The 26,081-nt window shown below is 73.6% G+C and carries 21 protein-coding genes; 17 read left to right on the forward strand and 4 right to left on the reverse strand.

What is annotated here, in order from left to right:
* Nucleotides 1–598 precede the first annotated feature (598 nt).
* The 8 genes from HS99_RS24815 (at nucleotide 599) to HS99_RS24850 (ending at nucleotide 11,236) form a co-directional block, all read left to right on the forward strand.
* Nucleotides 599–2,722: an amylo-alpha-1,6-glucosidase gene (locus tag HS99_RS24815; RefSeq protein WP_232543231.1), complete on the forward strand. Its 2,124-nt coding sequence runs from the start codon at nucleotides 599–601 to the stop codon at nucleotides 2,720–2,722.
* A 200-nt stretch (nucleotides 2,723–2,922) separates the two neighbouring features.
* Nucleotides 2,923–3,681 (forward strand): NUDIX hydrolase, encoded by a 759-nt coding sequence (locus HS99_RS24820; protein ID WP_030285389.1) that lies wholly within the window; start codon nucleotides 2,923–2,925, stop codon nucleotides 3,679–3,681.
* A gap of 222 nt (nucleotides 3,682–3,903) precedes the next feature.
* Nucleotides 3,904–4,188 (forward strand): hypothetical protein, encoded by a 285-nt coding sequence (locus tag HS99_RS24825; protein WP_030285391.1) that lies wholly within the window; start codon nucleotides 3,904–3,906, stop codon nucleotides 4,186–4,188.
* A gap of 205 nt (nucleotides 4,189–4,393) precedes the next feature.
* A complete protein-coding gene (locus HS99_RS24830) occupies nucleotides 4,394–5,851 on the forward strand; it encodes an ATP-binding cassette domain-containing protein (RefSeq protein ID WP_050366556.1) in 1,458 nt (485 codons plus the stop codon).
* A gap of 3 nt (nucleotides 5,852–5,854) precedes the next feature.
* Nucleotides 5,855–6,760 (forward strand): hypothetical protein, encoded by a 906-nt coding sequence (locus HS99_RS24835; RefSeq protein ID WP_030598167.1) that lies wholly within the window; start codon nucleotides 5,855–5,857, stop codon nucleotides 6,758–6,760.
* 259 nt (nucleotides 6,761–7,019) lie between these two features.
* On the forward strand, nucleotides 7,020–7,952 hold the full coding sequence (locus HS99_RS24840) for a FadR/GntR family transcriptional regulator (RefSeq protein WP_037829944.1): 933 nt from the start codon (nucleotides 7,020–7,022) through the stop codon (nucleotides 7,950–7,952).
* A 504-nt stretch (nucleotides 7,953–8,456) separates the two neighbouring features.
* Nucleotides 8,457–10,112 (forward strand): RNA polymerase sigma factor, encoded by a 1,656-nt coding sequence (locus HS99_RS24845; RefSeq protein ID WP_043388755.1) that lies wholly within the window; start codon nucleotides 8,457–8,459, stop codon nucleotides 10,110–10,112.
* A 323-nt stretch (nucleotides 10,113–10,435) separates the two neighbouring features.
* On the forward strand, nucleotides 10,436–11,236 hold the full coding sequence (locus HS99_RS24850) for a S1 family peptidase (RefSeq protein ID WP_030285401.1): 801 nt from the start codon (nucleotides 10,436–10,438) through the stop codon (nucleotides 11,234–11,236).
* Nucleotides 11,237–11,482: 246 nt separating this feature from the next.
* On the opposite strand, the gene HS99_RS24855 is transcribed toward HS99_RS24850, so the two are convergent.
* Nucleotides 11,483–11,716, reverse strand: a complete 234-nt coding sequence (locus HS99_RS24855) for a DUF7455 domain-containing protein (RefSeq protein ID WP_030285403.1) — start codon at nucleotides 11,714–11,716, stop codon at nucleotides 11,483–11,485.
* Between the two features lie 538 nt (nucleotides 11,717–12,254).
* Between HS99_RS24855 and HS99_RS24860 the strand changes: the two genes are divergently transcribed.
* The 6 genes from HS99_RS24860 (at nucleotide 12,255) to HS99_RS24885 (ending at nucleotide 19,427) form a co-directional block, all read left to right on the forward strand.
* Entirely contained in the window at nucleotides 12,255–14,366 is a 2,112-nt protein-coding gene (locus HS99_RS24860) for a DNA gyrase/topoisomerase IV subunit B (RefSeq protein ID WP_030285406.1), read from the forward strand.
* A gap of 152 nt (nucleotides 14,367–14,518) precedes the next feature.
* A complete protein-coding gene (locus HS99_RS24865; protein ID WP_037829947.1) occupies nucleotides 14,519–15,004 on the forward strand; it encodes a CcdC protein domain-containing protein in 486 nt (161 codons plus the stop codon).
* 72 nt (nucleotides 15,005–15,076) lie between these two features.
* Nucleotides 15,077–16,234, forward strand: coding sequence for a sensor histidine kinase (locus HS99_RS24870; protein WP_046386377.1), 1,158 nt, complete (start codon nucleotides 15,077–15,079; stop codon nucleotides 16,232–16,234).
* Nucleotides 16,231–16,992, forward strand: coding sequence for a response regulator transcription factor (locus HS99_RS24875; RefSeq protein ID WP_030554045.1), 762 nt, complete (start codon nucleotides 16,231–16,233; stop codon nucleotides 16,990–16,992). The genes HS99_RS24870 and HS99_RS24875 overlap by 4 nt, the downstream gene beginning before the upstream one ends.
* A gap of 126 nt (nucleotides 16,993–17,118) precedes the next feature.
* A complete protein-coding gene (locus HS99_RS24880) occupies nucleotides 17,119–17,754 on the forward strand; it encodes a DUF485 domain-containing protein (RefSeq protein WP_232790699.1) in 636 nt (211 codons plus the stop codon).
* Entirely contained in the window at nucleotides 17,751–19,427 is a 1,677-nt protein-coding gene (locus HS99_RS24885) for a monocarboxylic acid transporter (protein WP_370863294.1), read from the forward strand. The genes HS99_RS24880 and HS99_RS24885 overlap by 4 nt, the downstream gene beginning before the upstream one ends.
* 75 nt (nucleotides 19,428–19,502) lie before the next feature.
* On the opposite strand, the gene HS99_RS24890 is transcribed toward HS99_RS24885, so the two are convergent.
* Together HS99_RS24890 and HS99_RS47890 are read right to left on the reverse strand one after the other, a co-directional pair.
* A complete protein-coding gene (locus tag HS99_RS24890) occupies nucleotides 19,503–20,192 on the reverse strand; it encodes a response regulator (protein WP_030554049.1) in 690 nt (229 codons plus the stop codon).
* Nucleotides 20,192–21,784 carry a sensor histidine kinase gene (locus HS99_RS47890; RefSeq protein ID WP_030554051.1) on the reverse strand — a complete coding sequence of 531 codons (1,593 nt, stop codon included), beginning with the start codon at nucleotides 21,782–21,784 and terminating at the stop codon, nucleotides 20,192–20,194. The genes HS99_RS24890 and HS99_RS47890 overlap by 1 nt, the downstream gene beginning before the upstream one ends.
* A 300-nt stretch (nucleotides 21,785–22,084) precedes the next feature.
* On the opposite strand from HS99_RS47890, the gene HS99_RS24900 reads away from it, so the two are divergent.
* The 3 genes from HS99_RS24900 to HS99_RS24910 all read left to right on the forward strand — a co-directional run bounded on the left by HS99_RS24900 (nucleotide 22,085) and on the right by HS99_RS24910 (nucleotide 24,941).
* Complete coding sequence (locus HS99_RS24900) at nucleotides 22,085–22,906, forward strand: ABC transporter ATP-binding protein (protein ID WP_030285425.1); 822 nt, start codon at nucleotides 22,085–22,087, stop codon at nucleotides 22,904–22,906.
* Nucleotides 22,896–23,792: an ABC transporter permease gene (locus tag HS99_RS24905; protein ID WP_030285427.1), complete on the forward strand. Its 897-nt coding sequence runs from the start codon at nucleotides 22,896–22,898 to the stop codon at nucleotides 23,790–23,792. The genes HS99_RS24900 and HS99_RS24905 overlap by 11 nt, the downstream gene beginning before the upstream one ends.
* 90 nt (nucleotides 23,793–23,882) lie before the next feature.
* The gene (locus tag HS99_RS24910) at nucleotides 23,883–24,941 is read left to right on the forward strand and encodes an ABC transporter substrate-binding protein (RefSeq protein ID WP_030554053.1); all 1,059 of its coding nucleotides are present in this window, start codon (nucleotides 23,883–23,885) and stop codon (nucleotides 24,939–24,941) included.
* Nucleotides 24,942–25,024: 83 nt separating this feature from the next.
* Here the strand turns inward: HS99_RS24910 and HS99_RS24915 are convergent, their stop codons facing one another.
* A complete protein-coding gene (locus HS99_RS24915; protein ID WP_030285431.1) occupies nucleotides 25,025–25,927 on the reverse strand; it encodes a ferredoxin family protein in 903 nt (300 codons plus the stop codon).
* Nucleotides 25,928–26,081: the final 154 nt, after the last annotated feature.

The following is a 26,081-nucleotide window of genomic DNA, read 5'->3' on the forward strand; positions in this document are numbered from 1 at the left end:
CACCGGGTAGGGGCGCCGCGACCCCCGCACCGTATCCTGGCGCGGTCGAGCACCGGTTCGACCGTCCTCGTCCGCCGAACCGGCCGGCCGGTGGTGACGGGACCCTTCCGCGACGGTCCGACGGAGGTGGCACGACCTCCCGGTGGGGCGGGCACGACCAGCGGTGGCCGTGCCGGGCGTGACCTGGCGGCGGTGCGCGGCGTTCACCCGGGGGACCCTACGCCCGGACGGTGTCCGACCACAGCCCGGGTCGGAGTGGCCGCCCGGCGGTGCGGACCCGCGGCGGGCGCGGGCCGCGAGCGCAGGTCGCCACGGGCAGGTCGCCACGTACAGGGCGTCACCGGCGGGCTGCGGCGTCGGACCTGACGGGGCACCGGGCGCGACGACGTGCCCGACGCGAAGGCGCGGCGCGCGGTACCGGACCGGTACCGCACACCGCATGGCACGGCCCACCGCCGGGTACGGCCAGACACGGCACACCCGCCGACGGGGCGAGCCCCGTCGGCCGGGCAATGTCAGCACGCGACCGAGCATGCTCGCGGCCCACCGGCCTGACCAGCCACCGGACCGCCGAGGGGAGGAGAGTCCGGTGACCGCCATGAGGCCACTGCAGGCCATGCCGACCGAGAGCGTGGTCGGCGCGCCCAGACCGGCCGGCCGTCCCGACCAGGGACCGGCGGCCGGGCCCGCAGGCGCAGCCGTCGGCCCCGGACGGCCCATGGCCCCGCCGCGCCCCCAGCCCCCGGCCGTCCACCACGCGCTGCTCTGCGTCAACGCCCCCGCGATGGCCGCCTCCGGCCCGGACGGCCAGCTGCGCGGCCACGGCCTGCACGGCTTCTACCGCAACGGCGTCCGGGTGCTGGCCCGGATGGAACTGCGGCTGGGCGGCATGGAACCGCTGCCGCTCCAGGGCACCCTGACCAGCGCCGCCCAGGCCCGCTTCCTCGGCGCCGTCCGCGTCCCCGGCGACCTCGACCCGGATCCGGCGCTCACCGTCGAGCGGCTGCGCCACGCGGACGGCGTGGAGACCGTGACCGTGCGCAACACCGGTGCCCGGCCCGCCCGGCTGCCGCTGGAGATCGCCCTCGGCACCGACCTCGGCCCGGTCGGCGAGATCGCCGCCGGACACCGGCCGCCCGACCTGCCCGGGCAGGTGCAGTCCGCCGGGCTGCGCTGGTCCGGCCCGGTGCACAGTGCCGTGGTCAGCGCCAAGCCCTCCCCGCACGCCGTCCTGGCCGGGGCCGGGGTGCTCCGCTGGGACCTGGAGGTCCAGCCCGGCGCCCGCTGGTCGGTCGAGCTGCGCGCCGAGCTCGAGAGTGCCCCCGGCGGCCCGCGGCCGCCCGCCGGGCGCGGCACCGGCGTCCCGCTGCCCTGGGCCGAACCGGAGGTGCGCAGCGACGATCCGCGTGCTGCCCTGCTGGTCGACCGTTCCCTGGACGCCCTCAGTGGACTGCTGTTCGCCGACCCGGACCGCCTGACCGACCTCTATCCGGCGGCCGGCGCGCCCTGGCGCTTCGGCCTCGCTCCGGCCGACGCGCTCTGGGCCGCCCGGCTGACCCTTCCGCTCGGCACCCGGCTCGCGGCCGGCACCCTGCGCGCGCTGGCCCGCCGCCAGCAGCTCACCCCCGCCCCGGGCCGCACCGAGGGTCTGCTGCCCGGCGCCCTGCGGCACGGCGGCCCCGAACTGCCGCCCACCTGCACGGCCACCGAGGCCACCCTGCTGTTCGTCACCGTGCTGGCCGAGGCCTGGCGTTGGGGGATGCCCCGGATGGAGGTCGCCGAACTGCTCCCGGCCGCCGAGCGGGTGCTGGCCGCGCTGCGCGAGGGCCTGGTCGACGGCTTCGTCACCGACCTGAGCCGTCCGGCGCAGGAGCGGGCCGCCCACCCGGTGGCCGCCCGCGCCGAGGTCCAGGCGCAGGCCCATCGCGCCGCGCTGCACGGCGCCGAACTCCTGGAGGCCTTCGGCAGGCCGGGAGCCGAGGAGTGGCGGAGCTGGGCCGCCGGGCTGCGCGGGCGCTTCCGCGAGCGGTTCTGGATCGACGACCTCTCCGGCGGCCGCCCCGCCGCCGGACTGGCCCCGGGCGGCCACCCGTTGCCGGCCCTCGCCGGCTCCCTGGTGCACCTGCTCGACACCGGGCTCGCCGTCGACGGCGACCGGCACGAGAGCCTGCTGGACCGCGAACAGACCCGGCTGTTCGCCCAGCGCCTGGTCGCGCCCGAACTGGACAGCGGCTGGGGCCTGCGCACGCTCACCGCGAAGTCCCCCCGCTTCAACCCGCTGGGCCACCGCGGTGGCGCGGTGCGGATCCACGAGACGGCGCTGGCGATCGCCGGACTCGCCGAGGCCGGTCACGAGAACGAGGCTGGCGCCCTGCTGGAGGGCCTGCTCGCCGCCTCCGCCCACTTCGAGGGACGGCTGCCGGAGATGTACGCGGGGGAGCAGCGCGCCCCCGGCTGCCCACCGGTGCCGCACCCGGCCGCCTGCCGCCCGGCAGCTGTCTCCGCGGCCGGAGCCGTTCACGCGGTGTTCGCGCTCGCCGGCGTCCGGCCCGACGTCCCGGGCGGCCGTGTGCTGGTCCGCCCGGCCAGCACCGCCCCGCTCGGCGAACTCGAGCTGACCGGCCTGCGGGTGGCGGGCGAGCCCTTCTCGGTCCGGGTGAGCCGGATCGGGGTCGCGATGGTGGAGGAGGCGTCCGCCGAACTGCAGCTGGTCGCCCGCTGACACCAGGGCGCGCCCCGGTGCCGCGCGCCCGGCGTGAACCGTCGGACACGCCCCGGGCCGGCTGAAGGCGCCCATGGTGCGCGCCGCGCGGTCCGCGGCCGCCCGTGCGCGAACCGTGCCGGGCCGCCACGGTCACCGGCACTGCGCGCTCCGCGCACGGGCCTGTGCTTATCGTCAGAGAGACGACTATGATCGTCGCCATGTCGCGCTACGATCCGTCGGCCTTCCCCCCGTTCGCTGTCACGGTTGACCTGGTGGTTCTGACGGTGCGCGACCACTCGCTCTGCGCCCTGCTGGTCAGACGGGGCGAGCCGCCCTACCAGGGGTACTGGGCGCTGCCTGGCGGCTTCGTGCGCCCGGACGAGGGCCTGGCCGAGGCGGCCTCCCGTGAGCTGGCCGAGGAGACCGGCCTGCGCGCCCACTCCGCCCCTGGCCACGAGGCGGTAGGCCCCGGCGCGGCCGGCGCCCATCTGGAGCAGCTCGCCACCTACGGCCACCCGCAGCGCGACCCCCGGATGCGCGTGGTCAGCGTCGCCTACCTGGTGCTCGCCCCCGACCTCCCGACCCCCAGGGCCGGCGGCGACGCCAGCAGCGCCCGCTGGGCCCCGGTCAGCGAACTCCTCGGCGAGAGCCCGGCCGACGGAGTCCCGCTCGCCTTCGACCACGGGCTGATCCTCGCCGACGGCGTGGAGCGCGCCCGCTCCAAGATCGAGTACTCCTCCCTGGCGACGGCCTTCTGCCCGCCCGAGTTCACGGTGGGCGAGCTGCGTCGCGTCTACGAGGCCGTCTGGGGCGTCGCCCTCGACCCGCGCAACTTCCACCGCAAGGTCACCGGCACCCCCGGGTTCCTCCTCCCTTCCGGCGGCACGACCACCCGTCAGGGCGGACGCCCGGCCCAGCTCTTCACCGCCGGTGGCGCGACCGTCCTCAACCCGCCCATGCTCCGCCCCGACTCCTGAACACCCCGGCCCTCCGCGCATCCCGGCTCCTGAGCATTCCGGCTCCTGCGCACCCCGCCCCCTGCGCACCCGAGGCCCCCTACAGTCCCCGCTCCGCACCCGGCGCCGCCGGGACCGGCCGAACGGCCCCGGCCCGTGGGCCACGACGACGGACCCGACGCACAGTGGCGTTGGACGCTTCGGTCACCGGACCGAAGGCCTTCGCACGGCGGGAGCCCCGTGATGACCACCAACGACAACCGCGCCGGGCAGCGGAGCCTCATCGAGAGCCAGGTGGCGGACTTCAAGAACCTCAGCGCGACCGCCACCAGGACCGCGAGGCAGCTGGCCGCCCTGAAGGCCGAGCCGCACGCCGACCCGGCCACGATCGCCTCCGTGCAGGAGACCCTGAGCGCCGAGGAGGAGCAGCTCGCCGAGATGGCCGCCGCGGGCAAGGCCGCCGTCGAGGAGTTCCAGGGAGAGTGCGTCGGTCAAACCCTCCCGCCCGGTGCCGCGGAGTTCTGCTGACCGATCCGCCGACCCCGGACCGGCGGAACACGGACGGCCCCCGGTCACCCCCGCCGCGTGAATCGCAGGATCGGATTGTCCCCTGATCGGGTGAGGCAGGCGGGCGGCGGGCCCGTGGCGTTTCGGTAATGCCCGGAATCGGCGTTGTCGACCCCTAATGTGCTGGCGTCGAGCAGGTAGGCCGAGGGCATGGGAGCAGCCAGCGATGATCCAGATCACCGGACTGACCAAGGTCCGTCACAAGGGCGCACCGCCCATCGTGCTCGATGTGACCTTCGACGCCCGGCCCGGCATGGTGACCGTGCTGCTCGGCGACGAGGGCGCCGGCAAGTCCACCGCGCTACGGCTGATGCTCGAACTCGAACGCGGCCAGGGCGTCACGCTCTTCGACGGCCGCCCCTACCGCCGGATCCGGCGTCCCGAGCGTCAGATCGGTGTGCTGCTGTCCGGGCCGGGGGACGGCGCCACCGCGGTGGCCGGAAACCCTGGGCGCAAGGCGCGCGGCCACCTGCGGATGCTGGCCGCGGCCGTCGGCGTCCCCGTCCGGCGGGCCGACGAGCTGCTGGAGCAGACCCGGTTGTCCGCCGTCGCCGAGCAGCGGCTGCGCACCTTCTCACCGGGCATGCACCGCCGACTCTCGCTTGCCGCCGCACTGCTCGGCGACCCCGGCACACTCCTGCTGGACGCGCCCACCGAAGGCCTGTCCCCGCGCAACGTCGAGTGGTTCCACTCCTTCCTACGCTCCTTCGCCGTCGCGGGCGGAACGGTGCTGGTGACCACCCGGACCCCGCGGGAGGCCGCGCAGCTCGCGGACCGGGTGGTCACTCTGGACCGCGGCCGTCTGGTGGCCGACCAGCCGGTCGCGGAGTTCTGCCGGACCAGGCTCAGCCCCGAGGTGGCCGTCCGGGGGCCGCAGATGGCCCGGCTGGCCGACATGCTGGTCAACCAGGGCGCCCGGGTGCGCCCGGACGGCGGCGCGGGCCTCGCGGTGGCGGGCATCGACCGCACCGAGATCGGTGAACTCGCCTATCGCAACGGGATCCTGCTGCACGAACTGGCCGACCGGGTGGTCGAGCAGCCGGTGCCCCGCGCCGCCCCGCCGGTGACCTCGGGAAACTCCGGGCACCTCGGCCTCCAGCGGGATTCCGAGGCAGCACACGAGACCGCACAGGAGATGGCGCACGCGTCGGCCCACACCTCCGTCACCGAGGCCACGCCGCCGACCCCGGAGCCGAGTGCCACCCCGGCACCTCTGCCCACGCTCCCCGACCGCCCCGCCTCCGCCGTCCCGACCGTCCCGGAGCCAGCCACGGAGGGCCGAGCCCGGGACGACGCGGCGGTCCGGCCCACCCGAGCGTTGCCTGTCGCTGCAGTGACGGCCGTCCTGCCCGCCCTCACCGCGGCCCCGCAGGCGGACCACGCACCCGCCGTCGACCGGCTCCTCCGCAACCAGCTGACCCCCGCCGCCCGCCCCACCCCGGCCCCCGAGCCCGCGCGCACCGAGCCCGCCCGCACCGAGCCCGTCCGCTCCGATGCCGCCCCCACCCAGCCCTCGCAGTACCGCGAGAGCGCTGCCGACCTGCTCAGTGACGACACCGTCCGCCTCGGCCGGGTCACCGCCGGCAAGACTCCCGCCACCCCCGACGACCACCGGAGCGAGTGAACCGTGCGTGACCTGGCCTACGAGCTGCGCCGCCTGCGCGGCCTGCGTTCCACCTGGCTGCTGCTGGCCGCCGTCCTGCTCTGTGACGTCGTCGTGGCCGCCGTCCTGGCGGGCCAGGCCCCGGCCGGCCCGCTGGCCGCCCCGGCCGGTGTCCGGCTGCTGACCGCCGCCGTCCCGTTGATCCCGCTGCCCTTCGCGGCGCTCGGAGCCGGGCTGCTGGGCGCGCTCTCGTACGGGCACGAGGTGCGCCACCCCGGGTTGGCGGCCTCGCAGGTGACGTACTTCCGGCGGGTGCGGCTGCTGCTGGCCAAGCTGCTGGTGGTCGGCCCGGTGGCGGCGCTGCTGGCGCTGGTGACCGTGCTGCTCGACACGGTGGCCGTGCACCTCGCGCTGCCGGCCGGGGTGACGGTGCCGGCCTGGACGGACCCCGAGGCGTTGTCAGACCGGGTGTCCGAGGCGCTGGGCGCCGTCGGGCTGGGCGGGCCGGCCGACCTGCCGGGCGTGTTCGCCCCGGTGGCGCTGGTGGTGGGCCACGGGGTTCCGGCCGCACTGCTGGCCTTCGTCCTGCTGACCGTGGTGGCCGCCTGGACCGGCGTCCTGACCGCCTCGCTGACCCGCAGCGCCGCAGCCGGCGTGCTGCTGCTGTGCGCGCTGCCGCCGCTGCTGGAGTCCGGCGTCGCCCTTCTGCTGCGCCGGACCGGCCGTCCCTGGCCGACCAGGGCGGCGGAGCTGCTGCCCTTCCAGTCCGGGATCGAGTGGGCCTACGGCTGGGTGTACGGCGGGGCGCGCGAGGCCGCGGCGGGGAGCGCGGCGTTGACGGACCCGGCGCTGCTGGCCGCGGTCGCGGTCCCTGCGGTGGCCCTGATGCTGGCCGCCCTGCTCGTCCAGGTCCGCCGCCGCTCGCTGTAGACCCGTCCGGACCTCCCCGGCCCGTCCGGGCCCGCCCGGATCCGCCCGCACCCGCCCGGACCCGCCTGGAGTCCCCCGGACCCGCCTGGAGTCGCCGCACCTCGCACCGGGGCCCGTCGCGTCTCACGGCGGGCCCCGACCGTCCCGCCCCGGCACCGCGCGGAGCCCCGAAGCAGCAAGATCGACCATCGGTGACCGTAATGAGCGGTTCTTCCTGATAAGAAGTCAATTATCCAGTCACGGTCGATCACCCTTTCGTGTGCTTTTCACGAGAATTCTCAAGCTGCGCCTGCTGATCGCCGACAAAGGAGGCGTGAGTACCCTTGCGCACCCCACCATGACCCCCGCCCGTTCCGCCGAAGGGCCCATCCACGGTCCCGGCGATCTGGACCGCTTCTCGTACGCCGACCGGCCGACCCCGCCGGCGCCCCGCTGGGAGGGCGCCGAGTCCGACATCGGCCGGGTCGGCCGCAAGACCACCAGCAGCCGCGGGCGCGGCCTGCACGGCCAGCTGGTCCAGCAGCTCGGCCAGATGATCGTCTCCGGCGACCTCGGTGCCGACCGTCCGCTCGTGCCGGAGGAGATCGGCCAGCGGTTCGAGGTCTCCCGGACCGTCGTCCGCGAGTCGCTGCGCGTGCTGGAGGCCAAGGGCCTGGTCAGCGCCCGTCCGAACGTCGGCACCCGGGTCCGCCCGGTGGGCGACTGGAACCTGCTGGACCCGGACATCATCGAGTGGCGCGCCTTCGGCCCGCAGCGGGACGAGCAGCGTCGGGAGCTGTTCGAGCTCCGCTGGGCGATCGAACCCCTGGCCGCCCGCCTCGCCGCCGGTCACGGTCGGGAGGACGTCCAGCAGCGGCTGGTCGAGCTGGTCGAGATCATGGGCCACACCGCCGCCCAGGCCGACCTGTCCACGTACACCCGCGCCGATGCCGAGCTGCACGCCCTGGTCCTGCAGATGGCCGGCAACCGGATGCTGGAGCACCTGTCGGGGATCGTCTCCTGCGCGCTGCAGGTCTCGGGCGGTCCGGCGATCTCCTGCGAGCGGCCGTCCGAGTCCTCGGTCAGCCTGCACGCCCGGCTGGTGGACGCGCTGGGCACGGGCGACGGCACCGCGGGCGAGGTCGCGATGCGTGCGCTGCTCACCGTCCACCCCGAGATCGAGCCCTCCGTCCCAGCGCCCCGGGAGCACTGAGCGGGCTGTTCTCGGCGAGCGGACGCACCGGAGGCGGTCCGCTCCTCCAGGGCCCTCCGGCCGCACCGCGCGGCGCAGCCGGAGGGCCTCTGCGCGGCGGAGAGCGCCGACCCCGGCCGACGGCGGCCGCGAGGCCGAGCCGCGGAAGCCGAGCACGCCCCCGCCCCCTCGATGGGATGACAATTCCATGACAATCAACTCGGCCGAGAGTGCGCGATGATGGATCCCGGCCCCGGGGCCGCGGGCGCCGAGCGGTGTGACCCGCGACACCAAGGCCATGCGTAACACTTGACGAGTAGCAGCGATGTGTCCTGAGCGGAAGCAGCTCCGGAATACTCCAACATGTCAGAATGCTGTGTTGGTCCGCGGCGCTGCTGCCGTCCTGCAAACCCAGTCCTCAAGCCCGAGTCGGTCGGAATCGACACCGCGCGCCCGGCGCGCGATCTCCTTCCCCGCCCGCTCGGGCGGCCGGTACGGGTTCGAGTCCACTCATCGTCCGAGAGGTTGTTCGTGTCGGCCAGCACATCCCGTTCGCTTCCCCCCGAGATCGCCGAGTCCGCGGCTCTGCTGGCGCTCATCGAGCGGGGCAAGGCCCAGGGGCAGATCGCCGGTGACGACGTGCGCCAGGCGTTCGAGGCGGACCAGATCCCGGTCACCAAGTGGAAGAACGTCATGCGCAGCCTCAACCAGGTGCTGATTGAGGAGGGGGTGGACCTCATGGTCAGCGCGGCCGAGCCGGCCGGCGCCAAGCGCAAGAGCGTTGCTGCCAAGAGCCCCACCAAGCGCACCGCCACCAAGGCTGTCACCACCCGGACTCCGGCCGCTCCGTCGGCCCCGACCAAGCCGCCCGTGCGGATCGCCCCCGGCGCGCCCGTCGCGGCTCCGGCCGTCGCGGCCGCCGCCGCGGCGCCCGCCCCCACCGTCTCCGCCGAGATCACCGTCGAGGGGACGACCAGCGTCGTCGCCGAGGCGAAGTCGGTCGCGGCGAAGAAGGCCGCCCCGGCCAAGAAGGCCGCGGCCAAGAAGACCGCCGCGCCCGCCAAGAAGACCGCCGCCAAGAAGACCACCGCCGCCAAGGCCGGCAAGGGTGGCGACGAGGAGCTGCTCGGCGACGAGGAGCTGCTGGAAGACGTCGCGCTGCCCGGTGACAAGGCCGAGGCCGAGGCCGGTCCGGAGGAGGAGTCGGAGGGCTTCGTCCTCTCCGACGACGACGAGGACGACGCGCCGGCCCAGCAGGTCGCCGTCGCCGGTGCCACCGCAGACCCGGTCAAGGACTACCTGAAGCAGATCGGCAAGGTCCCGCTGCTCAACGCCGAGCAGGAGGTCGAGCTCGCCAAGCGCATCGAGGCCGGCCTGTTCGCCGAGGACAAGCTCTCGGCCGCCGACAAGCTCGCCCCGAAGCTCAAGCGCGAGCTGGAGATCATCGCCGAGGACGGCCGCCGGGCCAAGAACCACCTGCTGGAGGCCAACCTCCGCCTGGTGGTCTCGCTGGCCAAGCGCTACACCGGTCGCGGCATGCTGTTCCTGGACCTGATCCAGGAGGGCAACCTCGGTCTGATCCGTGCGGTCGAGAAGTTCGACTACACCAAGGGCTACAAGTTCTCGACCTACGCGACCTGGTGGATCCGTCAGGCGATCACCCGCGCCATGGCCGACCAGGCCCGCACCATCCGCATCCCGGTGCACATGGTCGAGGTCATCAACAAGCTGGCCCGCGTCCAGCGCCAGATGCTCCAGGACCTGGGCCGCGAGCCCACCCCGGAGGAGCTGGCCAAGGAACTCGACATGACCCCCGAGAAGGTCATCGAGGTCCAGAAGTACGGCCGCGAGCCGATCTCGCTGCACACCCCGCTGGGCGAGGACGGCGACAGCGAGTTCGGTGACCTGATCGAGGACTCCGAGGCGGTCGTCCCGGCCGACGCGGTCTCCTTCACCCTGCTCCAGGAGCAGCTGCACTCGGTGCTGGACACCCTGTCCGAGCGCGAGGCCGGCGTGGTCTCGATGCGCTTCGGACTGACGGACGGTCAGCCGAAGACGCTCGACGAGATCGGCAAGGTGTACGGGGTCACCCGTGAGCGCATCCGCCAGATCGAGTCGAAGACCATGTCGAAGCTGCGCCACCCGTCGCGTTCCCAGGTGCTGCGCGACTACCTCGACTGATCGACGGCAGTACGCGACGAAGGCCCGGAACCGTGCGGTTCCGGGCCTTCGGGCCGTTCGGGGGCGGTGCGTCAGCGTCCGGGCGGCGCTTGTCGCTCGTCCGGGTGGCGGCGTACCGGGATCGGGTCGCGCAGTGTAGTTGAGCACCTACGCTGTGCCGGTTGCCTGCTGCCGAGCCTTGTGGAGTCACGGTGCTGACCGACCCGGATCGAGCCGACCTGCCGACCCCCGCCCCGTGCCGGGCCGCCCCGACGGCCGTCCGTGCCACCGTTGCGCCTGCGGCCCCGAGGGCCGACCGGACCGGCCGCCGTCGGCGGGGCGCCCTGCTGGCGCTGCTCGCCGCCGTCCCGGTGCCGCTGGTCGCCCTCGGTGCGGCCGCCCCGGCCGAGGCGCAGCGGCGGGTGGTCGGGGGTGAGACGGTGAGCACCGCGGACCACCCGTGGATCGTGGCGCTGTCCAGCCGCCAGCAGTTCGGCAGCGGACGTTCCGGCCAGTTCTGCGGCGGCGCGCTGGTCACCCCGACCAAGGTGGTGACGGCCGCGCACTGCTTCTACGACGAGTCCAAGGGGCGGGTGGACCGGCCCGGCCTCAAGGTGATCGTCGGCCGGGACGACATGCGCGGCTCGACCGGCCACGAGGTGGCCGTCCAGCAGGTCTGGATCCACCCCGACTACGACTTCGCGGCGAACATGAACGACGTGGCGGTGCTCACCCTCGCCGAGTCCCAGGGCGCCCGGCCGGTGGTCGGCCTGGTCGGCCAGGGCGAGAGCGGGCCGTACGCGGCCGGGACCGGCGCGCAGGTCTACGGCTGGGGCGACACCAGTGGCCGGGGCGACTACTCGCCGGTGCTGCGCGGGGTGGACGTGCACATCGTCCCGGACCAGACCTGCGCGCACGCCTACCCGGGCGGGCCGGAGAGCAAGTTCGACGCCCGGGGCATGGTCTGCGCGGGCGAGGAGAAGGGCGGCAAGGACGCCTGCCAGGGGGACAGCGGCGGTCCGCTGATCGTGGCCGGCCGGCTGGCCGGACTGGTGTCCTGGGGGACGGGCTGCGCCGAGGCGGCCCACCCGGGGGTCTACACCAGGGTGTCATCTGTCACGGACGCGGTGCACTCGGCGCTCTGAGCATCGCTGCGGGTGATGGTGCGGTGACGTTCTGACGCCGTTTTCGGGTCCGATGGGGCGCCGGCGCGGTCCCGGGCGGGCGAACGCGGGCCCATGCGGGAGAACGCGGCGAGAACCGTCCGGAGAAGCGTTCGGGAACAGCGAAGCCGGGTGGTCGGCCCCCGAAGGGGTTGACCACCCGGCTCCCCGGTCGCGCACCGTGCGCGACCGGACACAGCTCATGCCGGCTGGATGGGGCGCCTTTGATCAGCGCTCGTCGTCGACGGCCGTCGCGGTGGTGCTGGTGGTGAGACGGCCGCTCTCGTCCTGTATCTCCACGGCGATCTTCTTGAGCTCGGGCTCGAACTTCCGGCCGTGGTGGGCGCAGAAGAGCAGCTCTCCGCCGCTGGCGAGTACGACGCGCAGGTAGGCCTGGGCGCCGCAGCGGTCGCAGCGGTCAGCCGCGGTCAGCGGGCTCGCAGGTGTCAGAACAGTAGTCACGTCGCCTCTTCTCTAGCTCGACGAGCTGTCGTACCAGGGTCAACATCCAACCAGGCCGAAAACGTTCCCGCTCGTGGCTTTTCTTCTCTGAGGATTCTGCTGTGTTGATGAGGACGTGCCCCGGGGGCCGGTGGTTCATGCGTGCCGAATCCCGGGATCCGCCCATCGCTCGAACGTCCGATCGGGACCGGTGTCGAGGTCCGCGTAGCATAATCCTCTGCCGGGTTGGAGCATAAGCCCCGTCCCGGGCCCCGGTAGCCTGCATAACGGCAGTTCCGGAGCCCCTTCCCGACCCCACGTTCCGCCAGGACCGGTGGTAGCGGGAGGAGATGGCGCCCCCGGGGCCCACACCCGAGGGCGGTCCTTGTTCGCGCAGCGCGTACAAGCTGCGCCGGGCCGGCCCGCCGTGCTGTGCACCCGTCGCAGGGGTGCGAGCACAGGGAGCGACGACTGTCGGTGCGGCGTGCTGCACTGGCGGATGGTCCGGATGCGTCCGGATGTGACCGATGAGACAGAACTTCACCGAGGAGAGTGCCGCGTGAGTGCCGAAACGACCGTGCCGTCCGCGCTGCTGGCCGGCGACGACGGTTCCAACTACACCGCGCGGCACCTGCTCGTCCTGGAGGGCCTGGAGGCCGTCCGCAAGCGCCCCGGCATGTACATCGGTTCCACCGACAGCCGTGGTCTGATGCACTGCCTCTGGGAGATCATCGACAACTCGGTCGACGAGGCGCTGGGCGGCTACTGCGACCGCATCGAGGTCTTGCTGCACCCGGACTCCTCGGTCGAGGTCCGCGACAACGGCCGCGGCATCCCGGTCGACGTCGAGCCCAAGACCGGACTGTCGGGCGTCGAGGTCGTGATGACCAAGCTGCACGCGGGCGGCAAGTTCGGCGGCGGCTCGTACGCGGCCTCCGGCGGTCTGCACGGCGTCGGCGCCTCGGTCGTCAACGCGCTCTCCGCGCGGCTGGACGTCGAGGTCGACCGCAACGGCCACACCCACGCGATCAGCTTCCGCCGCGGGACCCCTGGCATCTTCACCGAGGCCACCCCGGACGCGCCCTTCGAGCCCGCCAACGGCCTCACCCGGACCCGCAAGGTGCCCAAGACCCGCACCGGCACCCGGATCCGCTACTGGGCCGACCGGCAGATCTTCCTCAAGGACGCCAAGCTGTCCCTGGAGAACCTGCACAACCGCGCCCGGCAGACCGCCTTCCTCGTCCCCGGACTTACCATCGTCGTGCGTGACGAGCGGCTCACCGAGAGCGAGCAGGTCGAGGAGTCGGTCTTCCACTACGACGGCGGCATCGCCGAGTTCTGCGAGTTCCTGGCCCCCGACAAGCCGGTCAGCGACGTGCTGCGGCTGCGCGGCGAGGGCACCTTCAAGGAGACCGTGCCGGTCCTGGACGACCTCGGCCACATGACCCCGACGGAGGTCACCCGCCACCTCGGAGTGGACATCGCGCTGCGCTGGGGCACCGGCTACGACACCACGCTGCGCTCCTTCGTCAACATCATCGCCACCCCCAAGGGCGGTACCCACGTCACCGGCTTCGAGCGCTCGCTGGCCAAGACCGTCAACGAGGTGCTGCGCTCCAGCAAGCTGCTGCGCGTCGCCGAGGACGACATCACCAAGGACGACGCCACCGAGGGCCTCACCGCCGTGGTCACCGTCCGGCTCGCCGAGCCGCAGTTCGAGGGCCAGACCAAGGAGGTGCTGGGCACCTCGGCGGCCAACCGGATCGTCGCGGCCGTCGTCGCCAAGGAACTCAAGGCCTTCCTCACCTCGGCCAAGAAGGACCAGAAGCAGCAGGCCCGCGCCGTGCTGGAGAAGGTCGTCGCCGCCGCCCGCACCCGGGTCGCCGCCCGGCAGCACAAGGAGGCGCAGCGCCGCAAGACCGCGCTGGAGACCAGCTCGCTGCCCGCCAAGCTGGCCGACTGCCGCAGCGACGACGTCGAGCGCAGCGAACTGTTCATCGTCGAGGGGGACTCCGCCCTCGGCACCGCCAAGCTCGCCCGCAACTCCGAGTTCCAGGCGCTGCTGCCGATCCGCGGCAAGATCCTCAACGTCCAGAAGGCCTCGGTGAGCGACATGCTCAAGAACGCCGAGTGCGCCGCGATCATCCAGGTGATAGGGGCAGGTTCGGGCCGCACCTTCGACATCGACCAGGCCCGCTACGGCCGGGTGATCTTCATGGCCGACGCCGACGTGGACGGTTCGCACATCCGTACCCTGCTGCTGACCCTCTTCCACCGCTACATGCGGCCGATGGTCGAGCAGGGCCGGGTCTTCGCCGCCGTCCCGCCGCTGCACCGGATCGAGCTCACCAACCCCAAGCGCGGCCAGGAGAAGTACCACTACACCTACTCCGACGCCGAACTGCGCTCCACCCTGCTGGAGTTCCAGCGCAAGGGGCAGCGCTGGAAGGAGCCGGTGCAGCGGTACAAGGGCCTGGGCGAGATGGACGCCGACCAGCTGGCCGAGACCACCATGGACCCGCGCCACCGCACCCTGCGCAGGATCAACCTGGGTGACCTGGAGCAGGCCGAGAAGATCTTCGACCTGCTGATGGGCAACGACGTCGCCCCGCGCAAGGAGTTCATCGTGGACTCGGCGGCCACCCTGGACCGCTCCCGTATCGACGCCTGACGCGCCCGGCCGGGGCCCTCCACCCGTGGGTGGAGGGCCCTCGCGCTGCCGGTTCCACCCGGGCTCCACCCCGGCGCCGATCAGCGGGGAGCGGCGGATCCGTAGCGTCGGAGAGGTCAGCGAAAGCCTCTCCCTGGGACGGAGAACCCCCCATGACTGCCGTAGTCAACCTCCTCGTGACCGCCGCGGTGGTGGTCCTGGTGGTCCAGCGCCAGATGCGCGTCCAGCGCCTGGACACCGAGCGCCGCTTCTGGCTGCTGCCGCTGATCCTGGGTGTGCTCGCGCTGCGCGATCCGCAGATCATCGACCACCACCACGCCGCACTGTCGGCCACCCTGCTCGTCGCGGGGCTGCTCACCGTGCTCGCGATGGGAACGGTCTGGGGCTGGACCGTGCGGATCTGGCGGGCCGCCGACGGCAAGGTCCTGGTCAAGGGAACCAAGGCCACCCTGGCCGCCTGGGGCGGGATGCTGGCCATCCGGATCGGCCTGTACGCGATCGGCTCGGCCCTGGGCGTCCACCAGGCGGGCAGCTCGCTGATGCTCGGCATGGCGGTCCTGCTGCTGGTCCGCTCGCTCGTGGTCAACTGGAGGGCCCGGACGCTGGAGCCCGCGCAGGCGACCGCCGTACTGCACTGATCCACCGCAGTGAGCACCGAGGAGGCACCCGTGGCCGGGTGGTACTGGACCCGCTGGCCGTCCCGGGAGGGGATGGAGCGCGACGCCGAGAGCGGACCGCGGCGGGTCCTCACCGTGCTGGGCCGGATCGTCGTGCTGGCCGTCGTCGGCTGGGGGACCTTCGCCGACGGCAAGTACACCGGCTGGGCGGCGGCGGCCGCGGCGGCCGGGCTGGCGGCGGCCGCCGCCCTCTGCGCGGCGTTCCTCCAGGCCAGCCGGGAACAGCGCCCGGCCGCCTCCTACCTGCTGGCCGCCGCCCTGGTCGGGGCGGCCTGGCTGGCGAACTGGGGGCGGGCCTACGCGCTCGCCGACCTGATCTGGGTGGGACTGGCCGTGGTCGCGCTGGTCCGGCTGCCGCCAGCGCCCGCACTGGCCGTCGGCACGGCCGCGCTGGGCTCGTACACCGCGGCCAGCTGGGCGAGTTGGCTCAGCATCGTCGCCACCATCGGCGGCGTCGCCCTGCTCGGCTTCCTGCTGCGGCTGGACATCGAGGCGCGCGGTACCGCCCGCCGGCTGCTGGTCCAGGAGCGCGCCGCCCGGGCCGCCGAGGCGGAGAGCGCGGCACTCGCCGAACGGGCCAGGATCGCCCGGGAGATCCACGACGTGCTCGCCCACAGCCTCTCCGCGCAGCTGGTCCACCTGGAGGCGGCCCGGCTGATGCTGGACGCCGGGACGGACCGCGAACAGGTCCGCGAACGAGTCGTCGCCGCACGGCGGATGGCGCAGGACGGGCTGGCCGAGACCCGGCAGGCGCTGTCCGCGCTGCGCGGGGAGTTCACACCGGTCGGGGAGTTCCTGGTGGAGCTGACCGAGCGGGAGCGGGCCCCGTTCACCGTCACCGGCACGCCCCGGCCGCTGGCCGCCGAGGCCGGTCTGGCGGTGCGGCGCACGGCGCAGGAGGCGGTGACCAACGTGCGCAAGCACGCGCCGGGCGCCCGCTGCTCGGTCGAACTGCGCTACCTGGACGACGCGGTGGAGCTGGAGGTGCGCAACGCCCGGGCACCGCGCGGCCAGTCCGCGGGCGAGCCCGGTGGACCGTCCTCCGACGGGTCGTCCTCCCGTGAACTGGCCGACAGCGGCAGCGGGTACGGTCTGCTGGGGATGCGCGAACGCGCGGAACTGCTCGGCGGCACCCTGCTGGCGGGCCCGGAGGACGGAGGGTGGCGCGTGTTGCTGCGGGTGCCGGCATGACGGATGCGGTCACCAGGGTGCTGGTGGCGGACGACCAGACGGTGGTGCGCGAGGGCATCGTGATGCTGTTGGGGCTGCTGCCCGGCATCGAGGTGGTCGGCGCGGCGGCGGACGGGGAGGAGGCCGTCGCCCTGGTGGAGCGCCAACACCCGGACGTGGTGCTGATGGACCTGCGGATGCCGCGCGTCGACGGCGTCGAGGCGACCCGGCGGATCCGGTCCGCGCACCCGGGAACCGAGGTCGTGGTGCTCACCACCTACGCCGACGACGAGTCGCTGTTCCCGGCGCTGCAGGCCGGGGCGCGCGGTTACCTCACCAAGGACGCCGGCGGCGAGGAGATCGCCAAGGCCATCGCGGACGTCCGCTCGGGTGCGGCCGGGCTCTCCCCGCAGGTTCAACTCCGGCTGCTGGAGAGGCTTTCGGAGGCTTCGCCGAAGTCCGCGCCGAGCGTGCCGAGCGGTCCGGGCGGTCCGAGTGCGGCGGGCGGTCCGAGTGCGCCGGGCGGTTCGGGCGCACCGGCCGCGCCGGGCGCCGCCCGGGCCGGGGAGCTGCCGGACGGGCTGACCGTGCGGGAGGCGGAGGTGCTCGCGCTGATCGCCGAGGGGCTCTCCAACGCCGAGATCGCCCAGCGGCTGTTCGTGAGCCAGGCCACCGTGAAGACGCACATCAACAACCTGTTCGCCAAGACCGCGGTGCGGGACCGCGCGCAGGCGGTCGCGTACGCCTTCCGGCACGGAATCACCGGTATGCAGCAGTAGTCGGATGAGCGTCCGTCAGATGATCGATCACCTCATTGAGTGAAGGTATCTGCGATGGTCAGGGGCGGTGTCCGGCGGCCTCCATGATGGTTCGGGTCAGAACGCCGGCCCGGCCCAGGAGCAGCAGTGCCACAGCAGCAGACCAGCAGTCCCGGCCAGGGGCAGCGATTCGACTGGTGGGCCGCTCAGGCCGCCGCCACCGCTTCCGAGTCGGCTGCCGCACCCCGCCGAACGGCGGTACCGGCCCAGCCGGGGCCCGCCCGCACGGCCGACGCCCAGTCGGCCGCCGCCGAGCCGGTGGCCGCCCCGCCGGCACCGCCCGTCCCGCCGGCACCGCCGTTCGCCCCGTCCGTCGCACCGGCGGTACCGCCGGTGCCCACTGTCGCCCCGGCCGCCGTCGCCCCGGCCGCCGTGGCGCAGGAGCCGACCGCGCAGGCCGACACCCCCGACAGCACCCAGGTCTACCGGAGCGTCCAGGCCAGCCCGGCCTTCCAGGACATCCGGCGCAGCTACCGGACGTTCGTCTTCCCGGCCTGCGGCGCCTTCCTCGGCTGGTACCTGCTGTACGTCGCCGCCGAGGCCGTCGCACCGGGCGCGATGCGCAGCCCGGTGGCCGGCCCGCTCAACGTGGCCTGGCTACTGGGCCTGCTGCAGTTCGCCTCCACCTTCCTGCTCACCTGGCTCTACGCCCGCAACGCCCGGACCAAGCGCGACCGCGCCGCCCTGGGCCTGCGCTGGGACACCCAGGACCAGCTGCGATGACGGCGACCACCGGCGTGATGACCACCGCCACTCCGCCCCCCGTCGCCCCCACCGGCCAGCACCACGGCCTGGCGGTCGTGCTGTTCGCCGTCGTCGTCCTGGTCACCCTCGGCATCACCCTCTGGGTCGGCCGCCAGGGCAACGCCGCCGAGGACTTCTACGCGGGCGGGCGCGGCTTCACCCCGCTGCAGAACGGCTTCGCCCTCTCTGGCGACTATCTCTCCGCCGCCTCCTTCCTCGGCGTCGCCGGGCTGATCGCCCTGTACGGCTACGACGGCGTGCTCTACAGCATCGGCTTCCTGGTCGCCTGGCTGGTCGTGCTGATGCTGGTCGCCGAACTCGTCCGCAACGCCGGCCGGTACACCCTCGCCGACGTGCTCGCGCTGCGGCTGCGCCGCCGCCGGGTGCGGGCGGCGGCCGGCGGCGCCAGCGTCGTGGTCACCCTGCTCTACCTGGTCGCCCAGATGGTCGGCGCGGGCTCGCTGGTCGCCCTGCTGCTCGGCACCGACAGCGCCCAGGCACGGACCTGGACCATCATCGCGGTCGGCGCCCTGATGATCGTCTACGTCACGATCGGCGGCATGCGGGCCACCACCTGGATCCAGATCGTCAAGGCCTTCCTGCTGATCGCGGGCTCGTTGCTGCTCACCGTGCTGCTGGTGGTGCGCTTCCACGGCGACCTCTTCGAGCTGATGCGCCGGGCCGCCCAGCACAGCGGTTCCGGGCACCGCTACCTCGAACCCGGGCTCAAGTACGGCGCGTCCTTCACCAGCCGGCTGGACTTCTTCAGCCTCGGCCTGGCCCTGGTGCTCGGCACGGCCGGCCTGCCGCACATCCTGTCCCGCTTCTACACCGTGCCCACCGCCCGGGCCGCCCGCCGCTCCACGATGTGGGCGATCGGCCTGGTCGGCGGCTTCTACCTGATGGCCATCGCGCTCGGCCTGGGTGCCACCGCGCTGATCGGCTCGGCCGAGGTGCGGCACGCCAACGCGGCCGGGAACACCGCCGTCCCGCTGCTCGCCCTGGTGCTCGGCGGCGGCAACGGCAGCACCGGCGGGGTGGTGCTGTTCGCACTGATCTCGGCGATCGCCTTCGCCACCATCCTCGCCGTGGTCGCCGGGCTGACCCTGGCGTCCTCCGCGGCCTTCGCCCACGACATCTGGGCCGGCGCCTGGCGCGGCGGCCCGCGCCGACGCCGGGGGGGAGAGGTCGGCGAGAAGCCCAGCGAGCAGCAGGAGGTGGTGGTCGCGCGCTTCGCCGCCGCCGGGATCGGCGCGGCGGCGATCGTGATCAGCCTCTACGCCCAGCAGCTGAACGTCGCCTTCCTGGTCGGCCTGGCCTTCGCGGTGGCCGCCTCCGCGAACCTGCCGGTGCTGCTCTACAGCCTGTTCTGGTCGCGGTTCACCGTCCGCGGAGCGGTCTGGTCGGTGTACGGCGGACTGGTCCCGGCGATCGTGCTGGTGTTGTTCTCGCCGGTGGTCTCCGGCTCCAAGATGGCGCTGTTCCCCGGCGTCGACTTCCACTGGTTCCCGCTGGAGAACCCCGGCATCGTCTCCATCCCGCTCGGCTTCCTGGCCGGCTGGATCGGGACGCTCACCTCGCCCGAGCCCGCCGACGCGGACCGCTTCGCCGAGCTGGAGGTGCGCGCCCTCACCGGTGCGGGCGCGGCCTAGCGGCCGTGTCCCGGGAACCCCGGCGGGCTTGGGGCCGCCGGGGTTCCCCTGCGTCCGGGGCGGGTCGCAAACGCGCTACGCGCTCCTGGCGGCCAGCCCGTAGCGGTGCTCGGGGCGGCCGGTGTCGCCGTAGCGCAGGGTCAGCCGCAGCCGGCTGTCCCGTTCGAGCTGCTTGAGGTAGCGCTGGGCCGTCGAGCGGCTCAGGCCGGTGGCGTCGGCGACCTCCTGGGCGGACAGCGGCCGCCCGGCCCGCTGCAGCACGCCCAGCACCAGGTCGGTGGTGGGCGCCGAGTGGCCCTTCGGCAGCGACCCGGCGGGCGCGCAGGCGCTGCGCAGGGTCGCGAACAGCCGGTCCACCTCGTCCTGGCCGGCCTCCCGGGCGGGCGTCGCCAGCGCGTGCCGCAGCTGGGCGTACGAGACCAGCTTGTCCCGCAGCCCGGCGAAGGTGAACGGCTTCACCAGGTACTGCAGCGCGCCGTGCTGCATCGCGGCGTGCACCGTGGAGACGTCCCGGGCGGCGGTCACCATCATGACGTCGCAGGCCACCTGATGTTCCCGCAGCCGGCGCACAAGGGCCAGACCGGTCTCGTCCGGCAGGTGGTGGTCGAGCAGCAGCAGGTCGACGGGACAGCGCTCCAGCGCGGCCAGCGCCTCCCCGGCCGAGTGGGCGGTGCCGGTGACCCGGAAGCCCGGCACCCTGGCCACGTACGCGGCGTGCACGTCCGCGACCCGGAAGTCGTCGTCCACCACGAGTACGTCGATCATCACGCCTCCACGAGCTGAGCGGTGAGCAGGGCCTCGGGCAGCTCGACGGTGAACCGGGCGCCGCCGAGCGGGCCGGTGTCGAGCACGATCCGGCCGCCGGTCCGTTCGACCAGCCGCCGCACCATCGCCAGGCCCAGCCCGCGCGGACGGTGCGCGGGCGCGTCCTTGCTGGTCCACCCCTCCTCGAAGACCTGCTCGCGCAACTCCTCCGGTACCCCCGGGCCGCTGTCCGCGACCTGCAGCAGCAGGGTTGCGCCGGCCGCCGCCAGCGTCACCTCCAGCCGCCCGCCTCCGCCCGGTGCCAGCGCGTCCACCGCGTTGTCGATCAGGTTGCCGAGCACCGTCACCAGCGCCCGGGCGTCCACCACCGCGTCCGGCAGGTGCGCCGCCGGGGCCAGCACCAGCCGCACCCCGCGCTCGCCGGCCACCGCCGTCTTGCCCGCCAGCAGAGCCGCCACGTGCGGGTCCTGCACCTGCTCGGCGATCCGGGCGGCGACCACGGCGTGCGAGCCGGACTGCGCCGAGATGAAGGCCACCGCCTGTTCGTGGCGGCCGAGTTCGAGCAGGCCGAGCAGGGTGTGCATTCGGTTGGCGTGCTCGTGGTCCTGGGCGCGCAGCGCCTCGGTCAGGCTGCGGGTGGTGTCCAGCTCGCGGACCAGCGACTCCAGTTCGGTGCGGTCGCGCAGTGTCACCACCGCGCCCTCCGTGGTGGCCATCCGGTTGACCACCAGCACCCGGTCGTCCCGTACGGCGGGCAGGTCGGCGCCGGTGATCCGCCCGGTCAGCACGTCGGTCAGCCGGCCCGGCGGCAGCACCTCGGCGATCGGCCGGCCGGTGCAGTCCCCGGGCAGGCCGAGCAGCCGGACGGCCTCGTCGTTGGCCAGCCGGATCCGGCCGCGCTCGTCCAGCGCCACCATGCCCTCGCGGATGCCGTGCAGCATCGCCTCGCGCTCGGCCAGCAGCGCGGAGATGTCGGCCAGCGCGATGTTGTGGGTGCGGCGCTTGAGCCGGCGGGCCAGGAGGAGGGTGGCGGCCGTCCCGGCGGCCAGGCCCGCGCCGGCGCACAGCAGGATGCCGGTGAGCATCTTCAGCAGTCGGCGGCGGATCGAGTCGTCGCTGATGCCGACCGACACCTCGCCGACGATCCGGCCGTCCGCCGTCCGCAGCGGCACCTTGCCGCGGGCGGTGCGGCCCAGGGTGCCCTGCTGGATCGCGGTGACGCTGCGGCCGCCCAGCGCCGGCTCGGGGTCGGTGCTGACCCGGTGGCCGATCCGGCCCGGGTCGGTGTGCGAGAGGCGGATGCCGTCCAGGTCGGTGACCACGACGAAGCTGGCGCCGGTGGCCAGCCGGATCTGTTCGGCGTTGCGCTGCGCGGTGACGACGTCGCGGGTGTCGGCGGCCCGGGCGATCGTCTCGTCGGTGGCGGTGGCCTGGGCGATGGACAGCGCCCGCTGCATCGCGTCGTGGTCGAGTTCGCTGCTGACCGGGGCCAGGAACAGCCCGGCGGTCACGGCGGCGACACCGAAGGTGACGACGGTCTGGCTCAGCAGGAGCTGGGCGAAGACCCGGCGGGGCCAGTGGGGGAGCTTCATCCGGGCCTCCTCTCGGGGTGGTGCGGGCGGGGGTACCAGGGGTCGGGACACCCTATGTTTCCGGCGTGTTTCTGTCAGCCCGCGTCCCCGCAGTTGTAGCGGAAGCAAAACGAGCAGAACACCCCTCAACGCGGAGAAGTCGCACTACGCGGAGAAGGCTCCCGCCCGGGCCCGGCCCGCTCCTACCTTTCCGGGGCAAGCACTGACCCGGGAGGAACGAATGCGCGAGCGAGCGCAGCGAGTGAACCACCGAGAGATGCCACTGGTGCGAAGCACCCGCCGAGCGAAGCGAGGTGGGGAATGAGCACCCCGGCGATCGAGCTGACCGGCGCGACGAAACGCTTCCGCACCCCCTCCGGGGCACTGCACACCGCCGTCCGCGATCTCGATCTGACCGTCGCCCAGGGCGAGTTCGTCGCCGTCGTCGGCCCCACCGGCTGCGGCAAGTCCACCACGCTGACCCTGGTCAGCGGTCTGGAGGAGCCCACCGAGGGCGAGGTCCGGGTGTACGGAGAGCCCGTGCGCGGGATCGACCCCCAGGTCGGGTTCGTCTTCCAGCAGGACGCCGTCTTCCCCTGGCGCACCGTGCTGTCCAACGTCATGGCAGGGCCGCGCTTCCGCGGCGTGCCGGCCGCCGAGGCGAAGGAACGGGCCAGGGACTGGCTGGGCCGGGTCGGCCTGGCCGCCTTCGAGGACCGCTACCCGCACCAGCTGTCCGGCGGCATGCGCAAGCGCGTCGCGCTCGCCCAGACCTTCGTCAACGACCCGGCCATCCTGCTGATGGACGAGCCGTTCTCGGCGCTGGACGTGCAGACCCGCGCCCTGATGTCCGACCAGTTGCTGGAGCTGTGGGCCGGCACGAGTTCTTCCGAGAACGCAGCCTCGGTCGTCTTCGTCACCCACGACCTGGACGAGGCCATCGCGCTCGCCGACCGGGTCGTCGTGATGACGGCCGGGCCGGCCACCGTCAAGGAGATCTTCACCGTCGACCTGCCGCGACCGCGCACCGTGGAGGCCGTCCGGCTGGAACCGAGGTTCGTCGAGCTGTACCGCGAGATCTGGGCCTCGCTCGGCGAAGAGGTGCGCATCACCCGGGAGAGAGGAGCGGGTCGTGCCGCTTGAGACCGCGTCCGAGACCGCCGCGTCCGAGACCGCCGCGACCGCGGCCGGGAAGCCCCCGGCCGCCGGCACGCGGACCGAGGCCCGTGAACGGGCCGCCCGCAACCGGAAGTTGACCGTCTACGCGGCTCGGGTCGGGGTGCTGGTCGCCTTCCTCGGACTGTGGGAGGTGGGCGCCCGGACCGAGGTCGTCGACCCGTTCAACTTCTCGCAGCCGTCCAGGATCTGGGACCAGATCTGGCAGTGGGTCACCCACGGCACCGCCCAGGGCTCGCTCGGCGAGCAGATCGGCTACACCCTGTACGAGGCCCTCAGCGGCTGGGTGATCGGCGTGGTCTGCGGTGTGCTGCTGGGCATCGCGCTCGGCCGGATCCGCTTCCTGGCCGAGGTGTTCGGGCCGTACATCAAGGTGCTCAACGCCATCCCGCGCATCGTGCTCGCCCCGATCTTCCTGATCTGGTTCGGCCTCGGCCCGGCCTCCAAGGTCGCCTCCGCGGTGGTGCTGGTGTTCTTCCCGGTGTTCTTCAACGCCTTCCAGGGCGCCCGCGAGGTCGACCGCAACCTGGTCGCCAACGCCCGCATCCTGGGCGCCGACAACCGCAGGGTCACCCTCCAGGTGGTCATCCCCGCCGCCACCACCTGGATCTTCACCAGCCTGCACGTCAGCTTCGGCTTCGCGCTGATCGGCGCGATCGTCGGCGAGTACATCGGCGCCACCAAGGGCCTGGGCCTGCTGGTCGCCGCCGCCCAGGGCACCTTCAACGCGGCCGGGGTGTACGCCGCCATGACCATCCTCGCGGTCGTCGCCCTGGTCACCGAGGGGCTGCTGACCCTCGCCGAGAAGAAGCTGTTCCGCTGGAAGCCCGCCGACGCGGGCGACGGCCGCTGAACGCCCTCCGGCCCGTACGGCCGCTGCCCCCGACCCGCCCGCAAGGCCACTGAACTCCCCCTGCCCGTAAGAAGAGAGGCTCCCCCCGTGATGCGCAGATCAGCCGTCGCCGCCCTCGCCGCCGTCCTGCTCCTCCCGCTCTCCGCCTGCGCCAACGACGCCGCCACCTCCGCCCACGGCGCCGCCGCCCCGGCCGGCAGGCAGGTCGACGGCCCCAAGGTCAAGATCATGGTCGGCGGCCTGGACAAGGTCATCTACCTGCCCGCGATGCTCACCCAGCGGCTCGGCTACTTCGCCGACGCCGGGGTCAACGTCGAGCTGCTGACCGAGCCGGCCGGCGTCAACGCCACCACCGCGCTGCTGGCGGGGGACGTCCAGGGCGCCGTCGGCTTCTACGACCACACCATCGACCTGCAGGCCAAGGGCAAGCACGTCGAGTCCGTGGTGCAGTTCGCCCAGGCCCCCGGCGAGGTCGAACTGGTCTCCACCAAGCAGGCCGACGCCATCAAGTCCGGCGCCGAGTTCAAGGGCAGGAAGCTCGGCGTCACCAGCATCGGCTCCTCCACCGACTTCCTCACCAAGTACCTCGCGGTCAAGAACGGCGCCTCCGTCAGCGACTTCAGCCCGATCGCCGTCGGCGCGGGCCAGACCTTCGTCGCCGCCCTCCAGCAGGGCAGCATCGACGCCGGGATGACCACCGACCCGACCGTCGCCAACGTCCTCGACAAGGGCCTCGGCAAGGTCCTCTACGACATGCGCACCCCCGAGGGCTCGCGCCAGGCGCTCGGCGGGCTGTACCCGTCGTCCTCGCTGTACATGAGCACCGAGTGGGTGGAGAAGAACAAGGACACCACCCAGAAGCTCGCCAACGCCTTCGTGAAGACCCTCAAGTGGATGTCCACCCACAGCCCGGAGGAGATCGCCGCGCAGATGCCCGCCGACTACGCCCAGGGCGGCCCCGCGCAGTACGCGGCGGCGATCAAGTCCACCCTGCCGATGTTCACCACCGACGGGGTGATGCCCGCCGACGGGCCCAGGACCGTGCTCGCGGTGCTCGCCGCCTTCCACCCGGACGTCCAGGGCAAGGAGGGGACGATCGACCTGTCCCGGACGTACACCACGGAGTTCGTCGGCAAGGCCACCGGCTGATCCGGCCTGAGCGGACCTGATCGGGCCTGATCGGGCCCGTCCGGCGTCGCGGTCCCGCGCTCACCCCCACGGGCGCGGGGCCGCTACACGCCCCGGACCGACAGCACGTCCATCCGCGACGGCGTCCCCGCCGCCTTGCCGCAGCTCTCCGGACGCGGCGGCTCGCTCACCGTCTCGATCACGTCCACCTCCCAGGCCCGGCCGTCCCGGTGCACCACGCGCACCAGCCAGCGCCCCTCGCCGTCCGGCCGCTGCGCCACGGTCAGCGCGTCCGCCCCGGTCTCGCCGGTCGCCAGCCGCACCGCGTGCTCGGCCGCCTGCCCCGGGCGCTCCCAGCCCGAGCAGCCCCGCGACCACTCCGGCACCATGTGCCCGGCCGCGGTCGCCGCCAGCACGTCCTTGGCGCTCTCCGGCGTCAGCCGCCCGTACGCGTAGCCGTACGGCAGCACCAGCATCGTGGGGGCGAAGCGGTGCCCGCCAAGGTGGGTCACCTCCCACACCTCGCTGTGCCCGGCCGCCGCCAGCTCCGCCGCGAGCGGCCGGCCCAGCAGCGCGCAGCAGCGGTCCCGGCGGCCGTTGGTGCACACCAGCGCCATCGGGCCGCCGACGTGCTCCGCGCCGAAACCCGTGTGGTCGCCGGCGCCCAGCGCCGCGAAGTCCAGCTCCAGCAGCTCCGCCGGGTCCACCACCTGTGCCCGGCGCACCCAGCCGCGGCCCGGCACCGTGTGTGCGACGACCACCCCGTGCCGCGTCGTCGGCGGGCAGTCCGCGTGCCGGCCCGGCCGCCGGATCAGCGCCACCCGCACGCCCGTACCGGCGGCGGCGGCCTCCAGGGCCCGCCCGGTCGCCCGGTCGAGGTGGCTCTCGCCCAGTGCCTTCGCGCCCCACGGGCCGTTCTGCTCCACCAGCAGCCAGGTGGTCGCCACCGCGGCGGTCGCGGCCAGCGGCTCCGCAAGTTCACACGAAACGGTCGTACAGGTGCTCATCTAGGCAAGGCTACCCTCAGCGGTTCAGCCCGGCCCGGCCGCCTGCGAGGGGCCCGGACGCACCGGAGCGGGCACCCCGGACGCACCCGGAGCGGGCACCCCGGAGGGAACCCCCGGACGCACCGGAGCGGGGCCTCCGACCACGCCGGAGGGC

This window comes from Kitasatospora aureofaciens, from assembly GCF_001188955.3.
Taxonomy (GTDB): Bacteria; Actinomycetota; Actinomycetes; order Streptomycetales; family Streptomycetaceae; genus Kitasatospora; species Kitasatospora aureofaciens.

Bases quoted from the DNA above. Each gene is read 5' to 3' on its own strand.
- HS99_RS24815 (WP_232543231.1), top strand. From the start codon at position 599: ATGAGGCCACTGCAGGCCATGCCGACCGAGAGCGTGGTCGGCGCGCCC.
- HS99_RS24820 (WP_030285389.1), top strand. From the start codon at position 2,923: ATGTCGCGCTACGATCCGTCGGCCTTCCCCCCGTTCGCTGTCACGGTT.
- HS99_RS24825 (WP_030285391.1), top strand. From the start codon at position 3,904: ATGACCACCAACGACAACCGCGCCGGGCAGCGGAGCCTCATCGAGAGC.
- HS99_RS24830 (WP_050366556.1), top strand. From the start codon at position 4,394: ATGATCCAGATCACCGGACTGACCAAGGTCCGTCACAAGGGCGCACCG.
- HS99_RS24865 (WP_037829947.1), top strand. From the start codon at position 14,519: ATGACTGCCGTAGTCAACCTCCTCGTGACCGCCGCGGTGGTGGTCCTG.
- HS99_RS24870 (WP_046386377.1), top strand. From the start codon at position 15,077: ATGGAGCGCGACGCCGAGAGCGGACCGCGGCGGGTCCTCACCGTGCTG.
- HS99_RS24875 (WP_030554045.1), top strand. From the start codon at position 16,231: ATGACGGATGCGGTCACCAGGGTGCTGGTGGCGGACGACCAGACGGTG.
- HS99_RS24885 (WP_370863294.1), top strand. From the start codon at position 17,751: ATGACGGCGACCACCGGCGTGATGACCACCGCCACTCCGCCCCCCGTC.
- HS99_RS24890 (WP_030554049.1), bottom strand. From the start codon at position 20,192: ATGATCGACGTACTCGTGGTGGACGACGACTTCCGGGTCGCGGACGTG.
- HS99_RS47890 (WP_030554051.1), bottom strand. From the start codon at position 21,784: ATGAAGCTCCCCCACTGGCCCCGCCGGGTCTTCGCCCAGCTCCTGCTG.
- HS99_RS24900 (WP_030285425.1), top strand. From the start codon at position 22,085: ATGAGCACCCCGGCGATCGAGCTGACCGGCGCGACGAAACGCTTCCGC.
- HS99_RS24910 (WP_030554053.1), top strand. From the start codon at position 23,883: ATGCGCAGATCAGCCGTCGCCGCCCTCGCCGCCGTCCTGCTCCTCCCG.
- HS99_RS24915 (WP_030285431.1), bottom strand. From the start codon at position 25,927: ATGAGCACCTGTACGACCGTTTCGTGTGAACTTGCGGAGCCGCTGGCC.